This window comes from Micromonospora sp. WMMD956, assembly GCF_029626125.1.
Lineage (GTDB): Bacteria > Actinomycetota > Actinomycetes > Mycobacteriales > Micromonosporaceae > Micromonospora > Micromonospora carbonacea.
Map to the genome: position 1 here is coordinate 5661635 of NZ_JARUBI010000005.1, position 21680 is coordinate 5683314.

The 21680-nt window shown below is 74.4% G+C and carries 18 protein-coding genes; 12 read left to right on the top strand and 6 right to left on the bottom strand.

All coding sequences use genetic code 11. From position 1 onward, the window contains the following. Positions 1–32: 32 nt before the first annotated feature. The gene (locus O7628_RS24875; RefSeq protein ID WP_278134147.1) at positions 33–2132 is read right to left on the bottom strand and encodes a cellulase family glycosylhydrolase; all 2100 of its coding nucleotides are present in this window, start codon (positions 2130–2132) and stop codon (positions 33–35) included. A 461-nt stretch (positions 2133–2593) separates the two neighbouring features. Here O7628_RS24875 and O7628_RS24880 point away from each other — a divergent pair, with 461 nt between their 5' ends. From O7628_RS24880 to O7628_RS24905, 6 genes are all read left to right on the top strand, one after another. Beyond that, positions 2594–3649 (top strand): substrate-binding domain-containing protein, encoded by a 1056-nt coding sequence (locus O7628_RS24880; protein WP_278134149.1) that lies wholly within the window; start codon positions 2594–2596, stop codon positions 3647–3649. A gap of 126 nt (positions 3650–3775) precedes the next feature. Further along, positions 3776–4570 (top strand): class I SAM-dependent methyltransferase, encoded by a 795-nt coding sequence (locus O7628_RS24885; RefSeq protein ID WP_278134151.1) that lies wholly within the window; start codon positions 3776–3778, stop codon positions 4568–4570. A gap of 225 nt (positions 4571–4795) precedes the next feature. Then, positions 4796–6427, top strand: coding sequence for an ABC-F family ATP-binding cassette domain-containing protein (locus O7628_RS24890; protein ID WP_278134153.1), 1632 nt, complete (start codon positions 4796–4798; stop codon positions 6425–6427). A gap of 128 nt (positions 6428–6555) precedes the next feature. Then, a complete protein-coding gene (locus tag O7628_RS24895; RefSeq protein ID WP_278134155.1) occupies positions 6556–7464 on the top strand; it encodes a hypothetical protein in 909 nt (302 codons plus the stop codon). A 23-nt stretch (positions 7465–7487) separates the two neighbouring features. Continuing rightward, complete coding sequence (locus O7628_RS24900; protein WP_278134157.1) at positions 7488–7940, top strand: protein phosphatase; 453 nt, start codon at positions 7488–7490, stop codon at positions 7938–7940. Positions 7941–8009: 69 nt separating this feature from the next. Then, positions 8010–8954, top strand: a complete 945-nt coding sequence (locus O7628_RS24905) for an acyltransferase domain-containing protein (protein WP_278134160.1) — start codon at positions 8010–8012, stop codon at positions 8952–8954. 58 nt (positions 8955–9012) lie between these two features. Here the strand turns inward: O7628_RS24905 and O7628_RS24910 are convergent, their stop codons facing one another. Together O7628_RS24910 and O7628_RS24915 are read right to left on the bottom strand one after the other, a co-directional pair. Then, positions 9013–9321: a hypothetical protein gene (locus tag O7628_RS24910; RefSeq protein WP_278134161.1), complete on the bottom strand. Its 309-nt coding sequence runs from the start codon at positions 9319–9321 to the stop codon at positions 9013–9015. Positions 9322–9333: 12 nt separating this feature from the next. Continuing rightward, positions 9334–10032 (bottom strand): DJ-1/PfpI family protein, encoded by a 699-nt coding sequence (locus tag O7628_RS24915; protein ID WP_278134163.1) that lies wholly within the window; start codon positions 10030–10032, stop codon positions 9334–9336. Positions 10033–10135: 103 nt separating this feature from the next. On the opposite strand from O7628_RS24915, the gene O7628_RS24920 reads away from it, so the two are divergent. Further along, positions 10136–11095: a helix-turn-helix domain-containing protein gene (locus O7628_RS24920; protein WP_278136396.1), complete on the top strand. Its 960-nt coding sequence runs from the start codon at positions 10136–10138 to the stop codon at positions 11093–11095. A gap of 84 nt (positions 11096–11179) precedes the next feature. On the opposite strand, the gene O7628_RS24925 is transcribed toward O7628_RS24920, so the two are convergent. Then, positions 11180–12184, bottom strand: a complete 1005-nt coding sequence (locus tag O7628_RS24925; RefSeq protein ID WP_278134165.1) for an LLM class flavin-dependent oxidoreductase — start codon at positions 12182–12184, stop codon at positions 11180–11182. 174 nt (positions 12185–12358) lie between these two features. Here O7628_RS24925 and O7628_RS24930 point away from each other — a divergent pair, with 174 nt between their 5' ends. The 3 genes from O7628_RS24930 (at position 12359) to O7628_RS24940 (ending at position 15372) form a co-directional block, all read left to right on the top strand. Then, a complete protein-coding gene (locus O7628_RS24930) occupies positions 12359–13168 on the top strand; it encodes an SDR family oxidoreductase (RefSeq protein ID WP_278134167.1) in 810 nt (269 codons plus the stop codon). Continuing rightward, positions 13165–14133 carry an aldo/keto reductase gene (locus O7628_RS24935; RefSeq protein WP_278134168.1) on the top strand — a complete coding sequence of 323 codons (969 nt, stop codon included), beginning with the start codon at positions 13165–13167 and terminating at the stop codon, positions 14131–14133. Before O7628_RS24930 ends, O7628_RS24935 begins: the two co-directional genes overlap by 4 nt. Positions 14134–14256: 123 nt before the next feature. Beyond that, positions 14257–15372 (top strand): FAD-dependent oxidoreductase, encoded by a 1116-nt coding sequence (locus O7628_RS24940; RefSeq protein ID WP_278134170.1) that lies wholly within the window; start codon positions 14257–14259, stop codon positions 15370–15372. A gap of 18 nt (positions 15373–15390) precedes the next feature. Here the strand turns inward: O7628_RS24940 and O7628_RS24945 are convergent, their stop codons facing one another. Together O7628_RS24945 and O7628_RS24950 are read right to left on the bottom strand one after the other, a co-directional pair. Further along, positions 15391–17478, bottom strand: coding sequence for a UvrD-helicase domain-containing protein (locus tag O7628_RS24945; RefSeq protein WP_278134173.1), 2088 nt, complete (start codon positions 17476–17478; stop codon positions 15391–15393). A 322-nt stretch (positions 17479–17800) separates the two neighbouring features. Then, positions 17801–19138 (bottom strand): PHB depolymerase family esterase, encoded by a 1338-nt coding sequence (locus tag O7628_RS24950; protein WP_278134174.1) that lies wholly within the window; start codon positions 19136–19138, stop codon positions 17801–17803. Between the two features lie 303 nt (positions 19139–19441). Between O7628_RS24950 and O7628_RS24955 the strand changes: the two genes are divergently transcribed. After that, positions 19442–20413 (top strand): PaaX family transcriptional regulator C-terminal domain-containing protein, encoded by a 972-nt coding sequence (locus O7628_RS24955; protein WP_278134176.1) that lies wholly within the window; start codon positions 19442–19444, stop codon positions 20411–20413. A 156-nt stretch (positions 20414–20569) separates the two neighbouring features. After that, positions 20570–21019 (top strand): hypothetical protein, encoded by a 450-nt coding sequence (locus O7628_RS24960; RefSeq protein ID WP_074478830.1) that lies wholly within the window; start codon positions 20570–20572, stop codon positions 21017–21019. Positions 21020–21680: the final 661 nt, after the last annotated feature.

The following is a 21680-nucleotide window of genomic DNA, read 5'->3' on the forward strand; positions in this document are numbered from 1 at the left end:
GGCTGCGGGCCCCGCCTGTTGCCGGGCGCGGGTCAGGCGGGCGCGCCCGAGACCGACGTCCCGGACTTGGTCACCTGGTATTTGATCTTCGTGCCGCTCCAGAAGTGGAACGTCAGGGTGACCGGGCCGTCCTTCACCTCGGCGAAGAACTCGGGCTTCATGATGATCGTGTTCGCCGGGTAGTCGGGCTGGAAGTTGGACCAGAACTCCTTGTAGGGGGTCCAGTTGGCCGGACCGGCGGGGCTGCCGTCGGCGTACGTGGCCTCCATGGTGGCGAGCTGGTCGCCGCGGAACTGGGTGGGGATGGTGAACGAGCTGGTCGTCCCGGTGGCTGCCGCCTGGGTCGGCGGGTCGTAGGTGATGATGCTGATCTGCCACGGCACGCCCTGTGAGAAGCGGGCCTCGATGGTGGCGTTGACGCCGTAGGCGCGGCTGCCGACCAGCCGGGTCAGGGCCGAGGCGGTCAGGGTGAGGGTGCTGCCGGAGACGGTGTAGTCGGTGCCGTTGACCAGGTTGGTGCTGCCCTGCCGGAGGCCCTGGAACGTCGCCCCGTTGAGGTTCAGGGTGAGCGACTTGCTGGTGATGGCGCCGGTGCGGGGCACGTAGACCTGGTCGGAGGAGGCGGTGGCGGAGCGGGTGGTCAGGCTCGCCTTCATCATGTCGTAGATGCCCTGGTCCCGCCATTGCAGCGTGTTGCGGTTGAGGAACGAGCCCGCGTCCCAGAGCATCGTGGTGAGCTTGCGGATCCGGGCGTGGTAGCCGACGGCCTCGAAGAACTTGAGCAGCTCGCCGCGTTCGATGATGCCCGGCCGGGTGTAGTCGTAGCTGAGCAGCGCCCACTCGCCGACGATCACCGGGATGCCCCGGGAGACGAACGTCTGCTGGACGCGGTCGAAGCCGTCGACGATGTCCTGCTCGACGTTGGCGTCGTAGCGGGTGCCGCCGGCGATGTTGACGCTGAACGGCCACCAGCCGTAGAAGTGGACGGTCGCGGCGATGTTGCGGTCCCCGAGCTGGTCGATCGTGGCCGTCAGCGCGTCGAGCCGCTCCTGGTTGGAGTTGGTGTAGAGGGTGGGCAGCACGAGCAGCCGGGTGGCGTTGTTGCCGCCGGACTGGCGCATCAGGCGGACGAACGCGACGTTCAGCTCGCGCAGCAGCTCGTCGCTCTGGGCGTCCCCGGACGTGCCGGTGAACTGCGGCTCGTTGATGCTCTCGAACGTCAGCTTCGAGGAGTAGTCCCGGAAGGTGGTGGCGAGCTGGGTCCACAGGGCGGTGTACCGGTTCATCACGTTCGTGCGGTCGCCCGGGTAGGTGTTGATCCACTGCCAGGAGTCGTGGTGCAGGTTGACCAGGACGTAGAGGCCCTCCGCGAGCGACCAGTCGACGACCTGCCGGACCTTGGCCAGCCAGGCCGGGTCGAGTGTGTACGTCGGCGCCGGCCCGTGGTGGTTGCTCCAGGTCACCGGGATCCGGATGCTGCGGTAGCCCTGGGACCGGATCTTCTGGAGCAGGGCCTGGGTGACCGGCGGGTTCCCCCAGGCGGTCTCGTCGGGGATGGCGTCGTAGGTGTTGCCCAGGTTCCAGCCGGGCTGCATCGCCGCGACCGTGGCCATCGGGTCACCACCCGGCGACGGCGACGGCGAGGTGGTGGGCGTCGGGGACGGGGGAGGGGTGCTGGTCGGGGTCGGGGTCGGCGTGCCGCCCACGTTGCCGGTGCAGGCCACACCGTTGAGGGTGAACGAGGTCGGTGCGGTGTTGCTGCCCGACCACGAGCCGTTGAAGCCGAAGGAGACCGAGCCGTTCGTGGCGATCGCCGCGTTGTAGCTCATGCTCTTCGCGGTGACCTGGTCACCCGACGAGGTGACCGTGGCGTTCCACGCCTGGGTGACCCGCTGGCCGGACGGGAACGTCCAGCCCAGCGTCCACCCGTCGACCGCGTCGCCGAGGTTGGTGACCTTGACGTCGGCGGTGAAGCCGCCCTGCCACTGGGACGGCACCGCGTACGCCACCCGGCAGCCGGCCGCCGCCTGGGCGTTGCCGGCGACCATCGTGCCCGCCATCATCAGCGCGGCGACCGCGCCGGCGATCAGGCCGATGCGTCGGCGTGTCTTTCCGAGGTATTGCGAACTCATCAGGGACTCCTCGCCATGGTGGCGCGTGTGAGGGGGTACACGGGGCGCGCCGGTGGACGTCGCCGCCCGGTCGCGCGACCGGGGAATGCGGAGGGTGCGGACGCTGCCCAGGCGTCCGCCGCGACCTTCAAGGCTCCCGAATGGAAACGATCGGACCATCAAGGCCGAAAGTTTCCGGTCCGACCGTACGGCACGCGCTGATGCGCGTCAATGAAGCTCCCCGTTGGGGACGCGAGGGTGAGGTAGGACGGCCTCGCAGCCTCCCTGCCAGGCGGGACGGCGCCCAGGCGCGCCATGATCCACCTTGGAAACTTTCCGCTACGGTGCCGCAATGCCCTCGGCGCCCCCCGCGCGACGACGGAACGGCTATCCTTGCGCCCGGAACGACGCTGGTGGCCCGCCACGCGGCCGGGACTGGCGCGGCGTGCGGCCGGCGCGGAAGCGCGCAGGAGGAGGCCGGGTTGACGCACGCCGAGTCGGGCGAGCCGGTCGCCGGGGCGGGGCCGGCCGCCGACCCGACCAGGCCGGTGACGATCGCCGTCATCGCCCGATCGGCGGGAGTGTCCATCCCGACCGTGTCCAAGGTGATCAACGGCAGGTCCGGCGTCGCCGCCGACACCCGGGCCCGGGTGGAGGCCGCCCTCAGCGAGCACGGCTACCGTCGGTCGGCGCCGGCCACCCGCAGCAACATGATGGAGCTCGTCTTCGACGAGATCGAGGACATGTGGGGCCTACAGATCATCCGCGGCGTCGAGCGGGCGGCCCGCAAGCAGCGGGTCGGGGTCGTGCTGACCGAGTTCGGCCCGCAGCGCAACGCCATCCGGTACTGGATCGACGACACCCTCGCCCGCCGACCGGACTGCCTGGTGGTGGTGGCCCAGCTCGACGAGGAGCAGCACGACCAGCTACGCGCCCGTGGCATCCCGTTCGTGGTCTTCGACCCCACTACCGAGCTGCCCGACGACGTTCCGTTCGTCGGCGCGACGAACTGGGCCGGCGGCCGGTCCGCCACCCGCCACCTGATCGAGCTGGGCCACCGGTGGATCGCGATGATCGGGGGCCCCCGGGACATCCTGTGCTGCCGGGCCCGGCTCGACGGCTACCGTGCCGCCCTCGACGCGTCCGGCCTGCCGGTCCGGCCCGGCATGGTCGTCCACACCGGGTTGAACCTCGCCGACGGCAGGTCCGCCGCGCTCGACCTGCTGGCGCGGCCCGACCGGCCCACGGCGATCTTCGCCTGCAACGATCAGCAGGCCCTCGGCGTCTACCAGGCCGCGCGGGAGCGCGGGCTGCGGATCCCCGCCGACCTCAGCGTGGTGGGCTTCGACGACCTGCCGCTGGCCGCGCTGCTCGACCCCCCGCTGACCACCGTCCACCAGCCGCTGGTCGAGATGGCCGTCACCGCCACCGAGCTGGCGCTCGCCCTCGGGCGGGGGGAACGCAGCGCCCAGGTGCGACTGGAGCTGGCGACGACCCTCACGGTCCGCCGCAGCACCGCGCCGCCCCCGGCGAGCTGACGTGGCCCCGGGCCGCGACAGGTCCCGGCCCGCCGGACCGGCTGCGCGGCTGGCGCAGGGGGCGGCCCGGCCGTCCGGCGGGAGGCGCGTCACTTCCTCGTCACCGTCACGGGGCACGATGGCGGGATGAGCACGAAGGGCTATGCGTTCGACAACGCGAGTGAACAGGCCGTCAGCCACCACGACGCGCTGGCCGACCTGCTGGACGGGTCGACCCGTGAGCTGATCGGGGAGCTGACCGAACTGGACGGCAAGCGCTGCCTCGAGGTGGCCGCCGGCGCGGGGAGCATCGCCGCGTGGCTGGCCGAACGGGCCGCCGAGGTGGTCGCCACGGACATCGCGCCGCAGCACATCCCGGCCCGGGCGCGCCTGACCGTCCGCCGACACGACATCGTCGTCGACGAGCCGCCGGGCCTCTTCGACCTCGTCCATGCCCGCCTGCTGCTCGGCCACCTGCCCCGACGTGAGGAGGCCCTGCGGCGGCTGGTCGCGGCCGTGGCACCCGGCGGCGTGCTGCTCGTCGGGGAGTTCGCGCCCGCCCCCGGCGACTTTGTGACGTACGCGCCGGACGAGGCGACCGCCGACGTGCTGACCCGCTACCTGGCGGCCCACACGGCGGCCCTCGTGGCCGCCGGCTACGACCTCGCGTGGCCCCAGCGGGCGCCTGCGGCCTTCGTCGCGGCAGGCCTCACCGAGGTGGCCTTCCGGGTGCGGGGCGGCAGTTGGCGCGGCGGCGGTCCGGGCTGCCGGCTGCTGCGCGCCAGCATCCCGCAACTGCGGCCCGCGCTGCTGGCGCAGGGCCTGACCGACGCGGACCAGGGGGCGGCGATCGAGGCGCTCGGCGATCCCCGGGTGATCGTGAACGGCTTCCACTTCATCCAGGTCAGCGGCCGCGCCGCGGGCCGACGCGGCGCGGCCTGAGCCGGATTCCCCGACGCCGGGCGACGACGGCCCGGTGGGCTATCCTGGCTCCAGCCGACGGGACAGGAGCACGACGTGGCAGGTGACGACGACATCTCCGGGTGAGCGCCCCGGAGCGGTGACCGACGGAGCACGACCCGTGCCGTCGCGTCGCCCATGTCGTCGTGCCCTGCTCACGCCGGGCGGCGCGTGCGCGCCCGGATCACCTGTCTGCTGAGGTTCCCCATGTCCGACAGTCATGTCGCCAGCTCCGCCCTGTCCTTTTCCTGGCCGGACGGCACCCCCGTCTTCCAGGACCTGTCGTTCTCCGTGCCCGGCGGCCGCACCGGCCTGGTCGCGCCCAACGGCGCCGGCAAGTCGACCCTGCTGCGGCTCGTCGCCGGCGAGCTCCGGCCCACCGGCGGCAGCATCACCGTCGAGGGAACGCTGGGCTACCTGCCCCAGCACCTGCCCTTCGCCCGGCATCAGACGGTCGCCCGGGTGCTCGGGGTCGACCACGTCGTCGCCGCGCTGCACGCCATCGAGGCCGGCGACGCCGCCGAGGTGCACTTCACCACCGTCGGCGACGACTGGGACGTCGAGGAACGGGCCCGCGCCGAACTCGACCGCCTCGGGCTGACCGACGTCGCGTTGGACCGCCGGCTCGGCACCCTCAGCGGCGGCGAGGTGGTGTCCCTCGGCCTCGCCGCCCAGTTGCTCAAGCGGCCCGACGTGCTCCTGCTCGACGAGCCGACCAACAACCTCGACGGCGAGGCGCGGGCGCGGCTGACCGCCGTGCTCCGCTCCTGGACCGGCTGCCTGCTCGTGGTCAGCCACGACCGGGCGCTGCTGGACGAGATGGACCGCATCGCCGCCCTCGACCACGGCGAGATCCGCTGGTACGGCGGCAACCACACCGAGTACGAGCAGGCGGTGCGGGCCGGGCGGGAGGTCGTCGAGCGGCAGGTGCGGCAGGCCGCGCAGGACGTCAAGCGGCAGAAGCGCGAGCTCCAGCAGGCCCGCGAGCGGGCCGCCCGCCGCGCCTCCACCGCCTCGCGCAACCTGGCCGACGCGGGGCTGGCCCGGATCGTCGCCGGCAACCTCAAGCGCGACGCGCAGGTGTCGGCGGCCCGGTCCCACGACGTGCACGCCGCGCGCCTCGGCGCGGCTCAGGCCCGGCTGGACCAGGCGAGCGCGGCTGCCCGCCGGGACGACGACCTCGCCCTCGACCTGCCGGAGACGACGGTGCCCGCCGGCCGCACCGTCTTCCACGGCGAGGCCCTCCAAACCGCCTACGACGGGCGTCCGGTGTTCGCCGGCGACGGCATCGCCCTGGACATCCGCGGCCCCGAACGGGTCGCCCTCGTCGGGCCGAACGGCGCGGGCAAGTCCACCCTGCTGCGGTTGGTCGGCGGCCACCAGGAGCCGGTCTCCGGCGTCGTCACGCGGGCGGAGGGCCGGGTGGCGTACCTGTCGCAGCGCCTCGACCTGCTCGACGCGGACCGGACGGTCGCCGACAACCTCGCCGTCTTCGCGCCCTCGCGCAGCGCGGCGGACCGGATGAACCTGCTGGCCCGCTTCCTGTTCCGGGGCGCCCGCGCCCACCTGCCCGTCGGCGTGCTGTCCGGCGGCGAACTGCTGCGCGCCACGCTGGCGTGCGTCCTGAACGCCGAGCCGGCACCGCAGCTGCTGCTGCTCGACGAGCCCACCAACAACCTCGACCTGGCCAGCGTGGCGCAGCTGGAGAGCGCGCTCCTGGCGTACCGGGGGGCGTTCGTCGTGGTCAGCCACGACGACCGTTTCCTGGCCGCGATCGGGGTGGACCGCTGGCTCCGGCTGGCCGGCGGCCGGCTCACCGAGGCGGCCGGGCCGCAGTGACCGGCGCGCCCACCCGGCCACCCCTTTTGTCCTAGGACGCTCCAGGGGGTGTGCGCCGGTCCGGCCGGCCGGGTGGGCCACCGCCCGGGACGGGGCCCGCCCCGTGGGCCCGTGACATGATGGCGCCCATGGCAAACCAGGGGGATGTCGGCGGGGCCCACCGCCGCAGTGGGTCGGGCGCTCTCGCGGACGGCGTGGACGGTGCCGACGCCGAGGCGCGGCTCGCCCGCGCCGAGGATCCCGGGACGCCCCACCTGGCCCTCATCGACCTGGCGGCCGACCCGTCGCCGCTGGTCCGCAGGGCGGTCGCGAGCCGCGCCGACGCGCCCGCGCAGGCGCTGCGGCCGTTGGCCCGGGACCACGACCGTCAGGTCCGGGAGGCCGTGGCGAGGAACCCCTCGGCCTCGGTCGGCAACCTCGTGCGACTGGTCAAGGACGCCGACCGGTGGGTCCGCTGGGCCGTCGCCGGCAACCCGGCCTGCGACGGGTCGGTTCGTGAGGTGATGGCGCAGGCCCACGACAAGGAGCTTCGCGGCCTGCTCGCCGAGTCGCGCGAGCTGGAGCCCGAGCTGGCCGCGCGGCTGGTCGACGACGTCTCGCCCGAGGTGCGGGAACGGCTCGCCACCCACACCCACGACCCCGAGGTGATCACCGCCCTGATGGCCGACCGCACCGCGCGCGTCCGCAAGGGGCTGGCCCGCAACCCGCGGACCACCCCCGCCCAACGTGGCGCGCTCGCCCGGGACCCGGTGGCGGACGTGCGGGTCGCGTTGGTCCTCGCGGTCGAGCTGACCGAGGCGGACCTGCGACGCCTGGTCGACGACCGCTCGGTGCAGGTGCGGATGGCGGTGGCGACGTCGGAGCTGGTCCCGCCGCACATCCGGCAGGCGCTCCGTGACGACCCCGACGAGCTGGTCGCCGACGCGGCGCGGAGCGGCCGCCCCGGGCGCGCGACCTCCCCGGTGGTGCAGGTTCCCCGCGTCGGTCAGCGGACCGCCCGTGCCGGCCGGGGCCGCCCCGGCGACGCCCGGCGCTGACGCCGGCGGCGGGAGGGATCAGGATGACCGGAACCGGCTGGCGGCCGGGCGCGCCGGGCGTGATGCGACTGCCGTCCGGGCGGCTGGTGCGCGGCCGTGGCCTGCGGAACCCCTTGCCGGACGGGCCCGAGCCGCAGTTCGGGGTCTACCTGGTGGGTGCACCGCCGGAGCCGGTCCCGTGGGACAGCCGGTGGGTCCGCTGCCGCGACTTCTGGCTGCCGGCCGACCGCGCGGACTTCGCCGCCGCCCTGCGTGAGGCGCTGGACCGGGCCGGCACGCAGCGGGTCGAACTGGCCTGCGGGGGCGGCTTCGGGCGGACCGGGACGGGGCTGTCGTGCCTGGCGATCCTCGACGGCGTCCCCCCGGCCGAGGCCGTCGCCTACGTCCGCGAGCACTACCTGCCCCAGGCTGTCGAGACGCCGTGGCAGCGGCGTTTCGTCGCCCGCTTCGACCCGGCGGCGCGCCCGCGGCGCTGACCGGCCGGCGTCCCGCTCCGGCGGTCGGCGGCCTGTCGCGGCGGCCCGCCGGCCGGTAGCGTCGTCGGCGTGGACTGCGCCGACATCGCCGCCCGGCTCGGGGTGCCCGTCGAGGAGGTCGAGCGCGTGCACCGGCTCGCCGGGGACCGGCCGTCGGCTCCGCTGCCCGCCCGGGCCGACGCGCCCGCGATCCTCGACCGGCTCGCGGTGCCCCCGGACGACGCCGCCGAGATCATGGCGGGCTGGCCCGACGCCGACTCTCCGCTGTGGACACCCGAGCTGCGCTGGCTGCTCGACCGCTCCGTCGCCCTGGTCCGCGCCGACCTCGGTGGCCACGGCTGGCTGTCGCCCGGCCCGGCGCTGCCCCGCGACCGGGGCCCCGCCTGGCGGCACCTCTACGCTTACGCGTACCTGGCCCTGGTCGACGTCGTCCGGGGCTACCACCGCGACCACGGCATCCCCGACGCCGTGTCCTGGACGACCCTCGCGGACCTGGGCCGCAACCTCGCGGTCGACCGGCGGATGCACGGCGAGGGCTGGCCGGTCATGCAGAGCTGGCTGACGCTGCACGCGCGCGGCGGCCTCTACGAGCTGGGCCGGTTGCAGCACCACCGGGGCGACGACGCCATCGGCCTGCACGTCCCCGACGCGGGGCCGTTGACCCCGGAGGCGGTCGCGGCGTCGCTCGACGCGGCCCGGGCGTTCTTCCCACGCCACTTCCCCGACGAGCGCTACCGGGCCTTCGCCTGCGGCTCGTGGCTGCTCGACCCGCAGCTTCGGGAATACCTGCCCGAGAGCTCCAACATCGTGCGGTTCCAGCGGAGGTTCACGCTGGAGCCCTACGAGGAGCCGGACGGGCTCGACGCCGACGTCGAGGTGCTGCGGTTCGTGTTCCGCACCCTGAGCACGCCGCTGGACCGGCTGCCGCGCCGCACCGCGCTCCAGCGCGCGGTGGTCGACCACCTGGCGGCCGGGCGGCACTGGCAGTGGCGGCAGGGCCGCTTTCCGCTCTAGTGCGGCAAGGGCGGTCGGCCAGGGGTAGCCGCGTCGGCGGTGGCGGAATCGTCTGGACCTATCCCGTGGGGCGCCGGATGCCGGTGACCGCGGTCCGGGGCAGGCGTCCGGCGCGGGAGTGGCCGGAGAGGGTCTGACCGTCGACGACGACGTCGAAGTCGAGGTTGAGGCGCATGGGGCGGGTCACGGACTGCTGCCAGGTGACGCGGCTGCCGGCGCAGACGACGGTGCTGAGCGGCACGGTCTCGGACGTGGTGGAGGCGGTGCCGGTGATCACGCCGTCGGCCTCGGTGAAGACGTACGTCGCGCGCAGCGTGCCGATCGGGGTCTTCAGGCTGACGTCCCAGGAACCGAGAATGGGCAGCACGGGCATCTCCTTTCAGACCGCGATCGGCGTACGGCCGGTTGCACGCCACACGACGCCACGCCGTTCGTGCTCGAACAGGGTTTCGACCGCGTGCGCGATCCGGGGGCCGAACTCGCGTTCGAGGAGGTAGAGACCAAGATCCAGGCCGGACGTGACGCCGCCGGCGCTGATGAGGTCGCCGTCGTCGACGATCCGGGCTCGCACGGCGTGCACACCCGTCGCCTCGAGCACATCCATGCCGAGGTGATGCGTCACCGCATGCCGGCCCTCGATCAGGCCGGCCATGGCCAGGGCCAGCGAACCGCCGCAGACGGTGGCGACAGTCACGTCAGGATTGTCCAGAGCGGTTCGCATCAACGGAGCCGCCGATTCGGCGAACCGGGCCAACAGCACCGGGATGGTCTGGACGCCTTCATCCGGGTCACCGCTGACGGGGCCGCTGGCGCCGGGCACCACGACGTAACCCGGCCGGTCGGGTCGCAGCTTCGCGGTCGCCCGTAGCGTCAGGCCGCGGGTGCCGCTGACCACCTCCCGAGGACCCTCCGCGGTGACGAGCTCGACGTCCAGCGCACCCGCTGCCGCGCGTTCCCCGGCCGCGGGCCCCCCGGCGGTGACTCCGGCGACGGCGTCTCCTCCGGCGGCCAGGACCTCGAAGGGCCCGACGACGTCAAGCGGGTCGAATCCGTCGAACAACACCATCTGCACCAACATGCCGTCGATTCTCGGGCCCGCCGATCACCGCGAACAGTGGCAGGATTGCCATCCACCGACTCTTTTCTGCCACAGAGCCGGCCCGCGCCCCCAGGAGGTCGCCATCCACACCGTGCTCGTCCTGGCCCTGCCCGACACGATCGCATTCGACCTCGCCACGCCGATCGAAGTACTCGGCCGGGCGCGGCTGGCCAGCGGAAGACCCGGCTACCAGGTGCAGATCTGCGGTAGCGAGCCCGTCATCGACGCCGGGCCGCTACGCCTCGCCGTCGACCACGGCCTCGACGCTCTTTCCCACGCCGACACGATCATCGTGCCCGGCCGCAACGACCCTGCCGCGGCAGTCCCGGCCCCGGCACTGGACGCACTGCGGGCCGCGGCGGCCACCGGTACCCGCATCGCCTCGATCTGCGTCGGCGCCTTCACCCTCGCGGCGACCGGCCTGCTCGACGGACGGCAAGCCACGACCCACTGGGCCGCCGCCGATCAGTTCCGGTCCGCGTTCCCGGCCGTCTCCCTGAACCCCGAGGTCCTCTACGTCGATGCCGGGCAGTTCATCACCTCGGCCGGGGCGACCGCCGGCGTCGACATGTGCCTGCACCTGGTGCGCCGCGACCACGGAGCCGCGGTCGCCGCCGACGCTTCCCGGCTCGCCGTGGCCCCACTGCACCGCGACGGCGGGCAGGCCCAGTACATCGGACGCCCGAACGCGCCCGCCGCCGGAGCCGGCCTCGACGCTGTGCTCGCCTGGATCGAGGCCCACGCCCACGAGAAGATAACCCTGGCGACACTCGCGGACCGCGCCAGGCTCAGCGTGCGTACGCTCAACCGCCGCTTTCACGAGCAGACCGGCCAGACACCCATGCAGCGGGTCACCGCCGCACGCGTGCGCCGGGCACAGGAACTCCTGCAGACCACCGACCTCGGCATCGACCACATCGCGCACCTGGCCGGCTTCGCGTCACCGGCCCACTTCCGCACCCAGTTCAAGCGACTGAGCGGCGTGGCCCCGCACGCCTACCGCACCACCTTCCGTCCACCGTCGCCGGCCACCACACGTTGAGCGCCGATGGCCGGGATGCCGCGGCCGCCCCTGGCCATCCGCGGTTGCCGCACCGAGCCGCCCGGCGGGCGGGCCCGCTCGGCGTCAGCGCGCCGGCTGCCAGCCGAGCAGGGGCCCCAGCCGGGTCGCGATGTCGGTGAGCAGCTGCACGTAGTCGGCGTGGTCGAAGGTGAAGGGCAGCGCGAAGGCCACCTCGCCGACCTCCCGGAACGCGGCGAGGGAGACCAGCTCCTCGGCGATCCGCTCGGCCGGCCCGATCAGGTCGCGGGCGTAGACCATCCGCTGCGGCCCCTGCGGCGACGTCGTCCGGGGGAGACGTCGCCGGACGTACTCCTCGTAGCGGGCGCGTTGCCCGGCGGTGGCGCTGTCGGTGGGAACGACCACCAGCCCCTGCGACACCCGCGCGGCGGGACCGTCCGGGTGGTGGGCGCGGTACGCGCGGATGTGCGCGAGCTGGATGTCGTCGAAGTCGGTGGACTCCTCGGCCTTGACCACGCTGCTGGTCAGCAGGTTCATGCCCTGCTCGCCGGCCCAGCGCGCCGACCGGAGGCTGCCGGCGCCGTACCACATCCGGTGGATCAGGCCGGGGGAGTGCGGCTGCACCCGGCGGGAGTACGCCTCGAAGCCCTCGACGCCGTCGACGTCGCCGGCCGGCTCCCCGCGGACGAGGTCGAGCAGCCGGCGGACCCGGGCGTGGCCGAAGTCCTCGGCGTCGCCGGTGTCCGGGTACAACGCGTGCCGCACCCGGTCGTAGTGCATCGGCGGGCCCACGCTGACCCCCGGGTTCAACCGGCCGCCGGAGAGGACGTCCACCGTGGCCAGGTCCTCCGCGAGGCGCAGCGGGTTCTCCCAGCCGAGCGGGGTGACCGCGGTGCCGAGCTCGATGCGGCGGGTGCGCTGCGAGGCCGCCGCGAGCACGGCGACCGGCGAGGAGATGCCGAACTGGAGGTGGCGGTGGCGCACCCAGGCGCTGTCGAAGCCGAGCTGCTCGCCGAGCTCGATGAGGCTCAGCGTCGACTCGTGGCCCGCCCGGGGGTCCGCCTCGTCGAAGAGGCCGATCGTGAGGAAGCCGAGCTTGTGCAGGGGCACCGGGGGCTCCGTCGCTGGTGGGAGAGGACGCCACCACGATAACCCCCCTGGGTCATGGGAAATGGGCGGCCGGTGGTGACTGCGTCGCCGGGGTTTCGGTGCGATGCTTCGACGGGAGACGACGAGCGACCGCGCCGGCCGGGACGGCCGCGTCCGGACCGAGTGGGGAGAGTCATGACCGGCGAGTTCACCGGACTGACCGCCGTGGTGACCGGCGGCGCCTCCGGCATCGGCCTGGCGACCGCCCGCATGCTCGCCGGGAGGGGGGCGGCCGTCGCGTGCCTAGACCTGGACCCGTTCGGGCTGCCGGCCCCGCTGCACGGCCTGCGCTGCGACGTCACGAGCGACCCGTCGGTGACCGATGCCGTCGCCGCCGCGGCCCACCACCTCGGCGGCATCGACATCCTGGTGAACAACGCCGGGGTCGGCGCGCAGGGGTCGGTCGAGGCGAACCCGGCCGACGAGTGGCACCGGGTCTTCGACGTCAACGTGGTGGGCATCGTCCGGGTCACCCGGGCGGCCCTGCCCCACCTGCGGGCCTCCGCCTGCGCGGCCGTCGTCAACACCTGCTCCATCGCGGCGACCGTGGGCCTGCCCGACCGGGCGCTCTACAGCGCCACGAAGGGCGCCGTGCAGGCGCTGACCCTCGCCATGGCCGCCGACCACGTCGCGGAGGGGATCCGGGTCAACTGCGTCAACCCGGGCACCGCCGACACCCCCTGGGTGCGCCGGCTGCTCGATTCCGCCGCCGACCCGGCCGCCGAGCTCGCCGCCCTGCGGGCCCGCCAACCCATGGGGCGGCTGGTCGCCGCCGACGAGGTCGCCGCCGCGATCGCCTACCTGGCCAGCCCGCTGGCGGCCTCCACCACCGGGACCGTGCTCGCCGTCGACGGCGGCGTGCACGGGCTGCGCGTCCGGACGGCCGACGCCGGCGGCTCCCCGCCGGGCGCCCACCCCCGATCCGGCAACGAGGAGACGGCATGAGGACCACCCGCCTGGGGCGCTCGTCGGCCCCGGTGACCGCCGTGGGGTTCGGCGCGGCCGGGATCGGCAACCTGTACCGGGCGGTCGACGACGACACGGCCCGCCGGGCGGTCGAGGCCGCGTGGCAGGCCGGCATCCGCTACTACGACACCGCCCCGCACTACGGCCTTGGCCTGTCGGAGCGCCGGCTCGGCGCGGCGCTGGCGGGCCGGCCCCGCGCCGAGTTCACGGTCTCCACGAAGGTCGGCCGGATCCTGGTGCCGTCGCCGCGGACCGCGCACCTGCGCGACGACGCCGGCGGGTTCGACGTGCCCGCCGACCACGCGCGCCGCTGGGACTTCAGCGCCGACGGGGTACGCCGGTCGCTGGAGTCCAGCCTCGCCCGGCTCGGCCTCGACCGGGTGGACGTCGTGCTGATCCACGACCCCGACGACCACTGGCGGCAGGCGGTCGACGAGGCGTACCCGGCCCTGCACGAGCTGCGCGACGCCGGCGTGGTGGGCGCGATCGGCGTCGGGATGAACCAGTGGCGGATGCTGGAGCGGTTCGTCGCCGACACCGACGTCGACGTCGTGATGCTCGCCGGCCGCTACACCCTGCTCGACCAGTCGGCGGCGCGGACGCTGCTGCCCCGGTGCCGGGAACGGTCGGTCGGGGTGCTCGCCGCCGGGGTCTTCAACAGCGGCATCCTCGCCACCGAGCCGCCGGGCCGGACCTACGACTACGGGCCGGTGCCGGAGGCGACGTACGCCAGGGCGGTGCGGATCGCGCAGGTGTGCCGCGCGCACGGGGTGAGCCTGCCGCAGGCGGCCATGGCCTTCGTGGCGCGGCATCCCGCCGTCGTCTCCGTGCTGTTCGGCGCGGCCGACGCCGAACAGGTCGCGCGCAACGCGCGCCTCGCCGCCGCGCCGGTGCCCGACGCCCTGTGGGATGAGCTGCGGGCCGACGGACTCGTCGACCCGTGACCCGCTCCGTCGCCGGTCGCCCGCGCCCCGCCGGGCTGAGCACCGGCCGGACCCAGGTGTCCGGTTGACGTCTCCGTCGAAGACCCGCCCCGTCCCCCGGAGAGAAACGGAGCCCCGATCACCATGGCTGAGCACGTAGTCGTCATCGGCGCCGGCGTCTACGGCGCGGCGGTGACCGCCGCGCTGACCCGGCGCGACGCCCGCGTCACCGTCGTCGACGCGGCGGCGCCGGCCTCCGGCGTCTCCGGCGCGACGTTCTCCTGGACCAACTCCTGCGGCAAGCAGCCCCGGGCGTACCACGACCTGAGCGTCGCGGGCATGGCGGCACACCGCAGGCTGGCAGCCGAGGCGCCACTGGGCGACTGGTACCACGAGGGCGGCAACCTGGAATGGGCCGACGACGAGGCCGGGCGCGCGAGACTGCGCCGGAAGGTCGACGGCGTCCTCGACTACGGATACGAGGCGCGCTGGCTCACCCGGGCGCAGGCGCTGCGCCTGGAGCCGGACATGAACCCCGCCGAGCTGCCCGACGACGGGATCGCCTACTTCCCGCAGGAGGGCTGGATCGAGCCGACCCGGCTGGTCGGCCACCTGCTCTCGACCTCGGTCGTCGCCGGCGCGGAGCTGGTGCGCGACGACGCCGTCACCGGTCTGGAGGTGGCGGACGGCCTGGTCCGGTCCGTGCGCCTCGCCTCGGGGCGGAGGATCGTCGCCGACGCGGTCGTGAACTGCGCGGGGCCGGGGGCCGCCCGGATCGCCGGCCTGGCGGGGCTGGCCCTGCCGATGCGCAACACCCGGGGCGTGCTCGTCTACACCTCCCCGGCCGCGGTCGCGGTGTCCCGCGTCGTCCACGCGCCCGGTGTCCACCTGCGCCCCGACGGCGGCGGACGGCTCCTGCTGCACACCCACGAGATCGACGATGCCGTGCACCTCGACGACGGCGGCCGGACCAGCGTCGACCAACCGGCGGTCGACAGGGTGCTCGCCGCCGGCCGCGCGTTGTACCCGGGGATGCGGCACGTGGTCGTGGAGAGCGTGCGGGTCGGCGAGCGCCCCATCCCCGGTGACGGCCTGCCGGTGCTGGGTCGCGTGGTCGACCTGCCCAACTTCCACTTCGCCGTCTCGCACAGCGGGGTGACCCTGAGCGTGCACGCCGGTGACCTGGTCGCCGCCGAGGCACTCGGCGAGAACCGGGACGACGCCCTGGCCGCGTTCCGCTTCGAGCGGTTCCGGCCCTGACCCCGTCGTAGGGTCGGGTCAGCCCGCCTGCGGCCCGCCGACCGCGAGGTTCTCCGGCAGCGGCTTGGTGTGCAGGACGACCAGCTCCGCGACGGCCCGGGTGAGGGCGACGTAGAGGCGGCTCATCCCGCGGGGCTCGGCGGCGACGATGTCGGCCGGCTCCACCAGCACCACGCGGTCGTACTCCAGGCCCTTGACCTGGCTGACACCGACGGCGCCCAGGGCGGCGGCGAGGTGGTCGGGGGCGATGACCGTGCCCGTCTCGCCGGCGACCGCCTCGGCCAGGTCGTCGACCTGGCGGATCTCCAGGCTGCCGCCGGGCCGGAAGGACCGGGTCGGCGCGATCCCCGGCGCGAGGGCGCGGGCGGCGAAGTCGGCGATGACCTGCGGCACCCGGTAGCCGGTGGGCAGGTCGAGCGTCCTGGCCCCGCGCTTGCCCAGCCGCCGCACCAGCTCCGGCCAGGAGCCGGCGGCCAGCGGGTGGGTGGCCTGGCCGAGGTCACCCACGATGGTCATCGAGGCGTGCGCGGCACGGCGGGCGATCATCCGGCACTCCATCGGCGACAGGTCCTGCGCCTCGTCGAGGATGACGTGCAGGTAGGCGTCGTCGACGGGATCCTCGGCCTCGGCCACCGGCAACGGCTCGGCCAGCACCGGCACGAAACCCTCCTCGCCGTACGGGTCGAAGCCGTCGACCCAGCTCACCACCCGGTGGCCCTCGCGCAGGACGATCGCGGCGGCCCAGCGCTGCGCCGCCCAGTAGTCGTTGTCGTCGATCGACTGGCCGGACAGCGCCATCGGCGTGGCCAGGCCGGGCGCGAAGAGCTGCCAGCCGTCGTTGAGGCTCCAGCTCAGCACGAACGTCTCCGGGAGTCGGGCGCCGCTGCGCAGCTCACGGAGCTGCCACTCGGGCCTGGCCCGGGTCGGCTCCGGCGGCCTGCCCAGGATCTCGGCCAGCTCGTCGAGCAGCGGGACGTCGTCGACCGACCACTGCCCGTCCTGCGCGGGCAGGACGTCCTGCGGGGTCAGCGGCGGCCACCAGGCGTTCAGGAACGCCTCCGGCACCTCCCCGCCGCCCAGCAGCTCGGCGAGCACCCGCGCGGCCTCGCCCCGCGCGCCGTTGACGGCGACGCCCCCGGCCTCGCACCTGCGCCGGATCTCGACGCGGGCCTTCGCCAGGTCGTCGGCGGCGAGGCCGCGCAGGCGGTCCGGCGCGTTCGGCGGGGTGTCCCAGGCCAGGTCGGCCAGCACCCGCACCATCGTCAGGTCGCCCTTGACGCGGGCCACGGCGGCCGGGTCCCGCCGGGTGGCGACGACGCCGTCGAACAGCTCACCGATCGCCCGCAGGTGGACGCTGTCCTCGCCGAGCCCGGGCAGCACCCTGCCGATGTACTCCGTGAACACCGTCGACGGGCCGACCACCAGCACCCGCCCGTCGGTGAACCTGCCCCGGTCGGTGTAGAGCAGGTAGGCCGCGCGGTGCAGGGCCACCTGCGTCTTGCCGGTGCCCGGGCCGCCGGTGATCACGGTGACGCCGTGCGCGGGCGCGCGGATCGCCTCGTCCTGCTCGCGTTGGATCGTCGCGACGATGTCGCGCATGTGCGCGCCGCGTGCCCTGGTCAGCGACGTGAGCAGGGCCCCCTCGCCGACCACGCCGTCGACGTCGCGCGCGGTGAGGACCTCGTCGTCGAGGCCGACGACCCGGGGGCCCGCGCAGGTGATGACGCGGCGGCGGGTCACGCCGAGCGGCTCGCCCGGGGTGGCCCGGTAGAACGGCGCGGCGGCGGGGGCGCGCCAGTCCACCACGAGCGGCTCCCGGTCCTCGTCGCGGACGCCGAGCCGGCCGATGCGGTACGTGTAGCCGTCGTCGAAGTCGAGCCGGCCGAAGACGACGCCCTCCTCCTGGCCGTCGAGCTCGGCCAGCCTGGCGGCGGCGCGCAGGACCATGGCGTCCCGCTCGACCAGGCCGGTGACCGGTCCGGAGCCGGCGCGGCGGTGGCCCTCCGCGTCCAGTTGCCTCGTCTGCTCGCGCATGACCTCCAGGCGCGCGTACACCCGGTCGACCACCTGCTGTTCGACGGCGATCTGGTGTGCTGTCTCGGACACGTTCCCCCGATCCCTGTGTGCGTCCCGCCGCGCGGCGTCGGCGCGGACCCTCGGGTCGGGTCGGCAGGCAGGCGGGCGCGGCGGCCACGGCCCGTGCGCCCGACGGGCGCGCGCGGCCGGCGCGGACGGGTCGAGACTATGCGCCCGGCGGGGACGGAAGATCAGCATCCAGGACGATTCGGGCGGCTTGACCGGCTCATATGATGGAGATGGCGCAGGGGGCGGGCGCGGCCCGCCCGGCGCGTTGCGCGCGGCCGGTGGCGACGCCCGGCGGTGCTCCGGGCAGGCATGCCGGGGCATGCCCACCCGGAGCTCGGCACGGTCAGGCGACGGTGCAGGGCGTGCCGTTGAGGGCGAACGAGGCCGGTTTGGCGGCGTTGCCGCTGTGGTTGACCTGGAAGCCGATGTCGATCGATCCGTTGGCGGGGATCGCCGCGTTGTAGGCGAGGTTCCTGGCCGTCACCTGCCCCGAGGTGGGGGAGTAGGTGGCGTTCCAGCCGGAGGTGATGGTCTGCCCGGCGGGCAGACCGAACGCCAGGGACCAGCCGTTGACGGCGCTGACGCCGGTGTTGGTGATGGTGAGGTTGGCGGTCAGCCCGGTGTTCCAGGCGTTGACGGTGACGGTCACGCGGCAGGCGCCGGAGGCCGGCGGCGTGGTGGCCGGCGGCGTGGTGGGCGGCGGGGTCGTGGGGGGTGGCGTGGTGGGCGGCGGGGTGGTGGGCGTGCTGGTCAGGCCGAAGAAGGCGATGGCGGCCGCGGCCATGCCGCCGGCGGGCAGGCTGTGCCCGGCGCCCTGGATGCTGTACGCCTCGACCTGCACGGTGCCGCTGCCGTCGGCGTACCGGCGGCGGTTCCAGCCGGCCTGCGGGGTGTCGGTGGACGTGGGGGTCTGGCTGAGGCCGAACACGTTCGTCCACTGCTCGATCGACTCCTGGAGCAGGCTGTACGGCACGAGCGTGTCGGCGGTGCCGTGCCACACCTGCACGCGCGGGCGCGGGCCGGAGTAGCCGGGGTAGGCCTGCTGGCGGACCGCGTCGCCCCACTGCTGCGGGGTGCGGTTCATGTTGCCGCCGGTGCACTGGCTGCTGCCGGGCGGGTAGTCCGCCGCGCCGGCGAAGCAGTTGTAGGGCACCCCCATGAACGCGGCCCCGGCCTTGAACACCTCGGGGTAGACGGCCAGCATGTGGTTGGTCATCATGCCGCCGGACGAACTGCCGGTGGCGTAGACCCGCTCGGGGTCGACGTTGTACTGCTGCTGCGCGTAGCGGACCATCGAGACGAGCGACACGGGGTCGCTGCCGCCGTCGTGGCGCTTGGCGGCGTCCGACCAGGTGTCGAAGCAGTTGCCGAAGCCGGCCTGCTGGGTCGCGGTCGGGTAGATCACGATGAACCCGTACCGGTCGGCGAGGGATGCGAACTCGCTGCCGGAATAGAAGGCCGGGCCCGAGCCGCCGCAGCCGTGCATGGCGATCACCGTCGCCGGCCGGGCCGGGCGGTTGTCCGGCACGTAGATGTGCATGCGCATCCGGCCCGGGTTGTTGCCGAAGCTGGTCACCTCGACCAGCGACGCCGCGTACGCGGGCTGGAACGACGGGGCCACCAGGCCGGCCGCCACCAGGGTCGTGGCCAGGCCGAGCAGCAGTTTCCTTCTGATTCTCACGGGACGACTCCTTCGGTCACCTGTGCAGGCTGAAGTCGGGCCACGCGCGGTCCGGTCGGGGTATGCCCGGCCCCGCGGGATCGCGTGTCGCCCCTTGCGTGTGCTCCGTCCGCCCGCCCGGCTCCGTAGGGCATCGCGTAGCACTTAGTGTTCCCCTGGGTCCCACAAGTGTCAATCGATGCACCTCGATCACGTTGGGTCGTCGGTCGGGCCGGTCCGGGGCGGGCGCGCCACGGCGAGCCGGGCCGCCGGAGATCCGTCTACAGTCGTTGTTCCGTCCCCGAGTTCGAGCCCGGAGCGCCTGTGGCAAGCCCGTTCAGCATCGAGGAGATCTATCCGGACGACGAGCACCCGCTGCGGCTGCCCCGGAGGCAGTCCGGCAACTCGCCCCAGGGCGTCGCGGTGACCCTGCTGGCGGACTACACGCTGCGGACCCGGGCCGCGCTCCCGTCCGCCGCCATCGTCGCGTTGCTCGCCGAGGCCGGGGTGTCCACGGCCGGCGCCCGGACCGCGATCAGCCGGCTGGCCCGCCGGGGCGTGCTGGAGGGCAGCCGCCAGGGCCGGCGCAGCGCCTACCGGCTCAGCCGCGCCGCCGCCGCGAGCCTCGCGGCCGGGGGGAGCTGGATCGTGGCGTCCACCGCCACGGCGGTGCCGTGGGACGGGTGCTGGACGATCGTCGCCTTCTCCCTGCCGCAGGAGCGCAGCGCGCAGCGGCGGGCCCTGCGCGGTCGGCTCCGCTGGCTCGGCTACGCGCCCCTGTACGACGGCCTGTGGATCTCGCCGCACGAGCTGACGCCCAAGGCGCGGGCGCAGCTCGCCGAGCTCACCCCCGGTGCCGTCACGGTGTTCCGGGGCCGGCAGGCCGCCCTCGACGCGATCAGCCACCGCGCCCCCGTCGACGCCTGGGACGTGGACGCGATCAGCCGGCACTACGAGGCGTTCCTGCGCCGGTGGACGCCGCTGCTGCCCCGGGTGCGCTCCCGACGGCTCGACGGCGCGGCGGCGGTGCGGGCACGCACCGAGGTGATGGACACCTACCGGCGCTTTCCCACCCTCGATCCGCAGCTGCCGCTGGACCTGCTGCCGCAGGGGTGGCCGAGGCAGCGGGCCCGGGAGCTGTTCGCGGCCGTCTACGACGGCCTCGCCGAGCCCGCCGAGCGGCACGTCCGGGCCGTGGTCGCGCGGTTCGCCGACGGCGCGCAGCCCGGCGTCGCGGCCCACACCACCGCCGATCTCCTCGCCGGCGTGTGCGGCGCCGCCGCGCCCGTGCCCTGACCTCCCCGCCCGCCGGTGGGACGCACCGGGCCGCCGGCCGCCGACCGGCCCCGGCGCAACGATCAGGAATCGAGAAGCACGGCCGGGCCGCCGGGCCTAGCCTTTTGCCAGGTGACCGGCGCTCCGCCGGCCCCGAACGGCGCGAGGGAGCCCCACATGTCCGCCAAGGAGTCCACGACCGGGTCCGACGGCTTCACCCCCGAGGAGCGGGCCGCCATGAAGGAGCGCGCCGCCGAGCTGCGCGCCGAGGGCAGGAAGGGCGCCAAGAGGGCCGACGGGATCCAGGCGGTCCTCGACCGGATCGCGCAGATGGCGCCGGAGGACCGCGCGCTCGCCGAGCGGGTGCACGTGGCGGTGACCGCCGCCGCCCCGCAGCTGTCGGCCAAGACCTGGTACGGGATGCCCGCCTACGCCGACGCGAACGGCAAGATCGTCGTCTTCTTCCAGGACTCGGGCAAGTTCAACTACCGCTACTCGACCCTCGGTTTCCAGGACGCGGCCAACCTCGACGACGGCGACCTGTGGCCGGTGGCGTACGCGCTGCGGGCGTGGAGCCCCGCCGTCGAGCGGAAGGTCGTCGAGCTGGTCAGGGCCGCCGTCTCCTGACCGGGGCCGCACGGCCGTGGTCGATCGTGAGCGTGGGAACTCCGCCACCACCGGGCCGCCGCGGTGGACCCGCCCGAACACCCGCCCGAGTGCGGGCACGTCGCCCTGGCAGATCTCGGTCAGGGTCACCACCTGCGGGGCCTCGGCCCGGATCACCTCGGCGGCCCGGGGCACCGCCCGGCCGGTGTAGCAGCCGGCCCGGCTGCTGTTGCAGAGGTTGAGCTGGAGCACCCGCAGCGTCGTGGTCGCGGCGGGGGACGCCGACGGCACGGCGGGCACCGAGGCGGCACCGGCCAGGAGCACGGCCGCCAGGGCCCGGCGCAGGGCGCGCCGTCGACGACCGACCGCGACCGGATCCTACTGCCCCCGGCGGCCGGCGGTGGCCGGCTCGATGGCCGGCCCGGCGGCCTGCGCCGCACGGCGTCGGCGTGAACCGGTGCGATTCGGCAGGACTTGACGAACGACCTTGTTATCGTTCACAGTCGATGTCGAGGATGCCGGCGTCGATGGCCCACCGGGCGGGCCTGCCGGTCGCACCTCGGGATCGCGGCTTCCCCACAGGGCATGCGGGCGTCGGATCAGCATCCCCATCGGCGCTGTCAGTGACGGCGGGACGGGCCTCGCGCGGCAACAGTGACCGTTTCAGGATCATCCGCCCGGA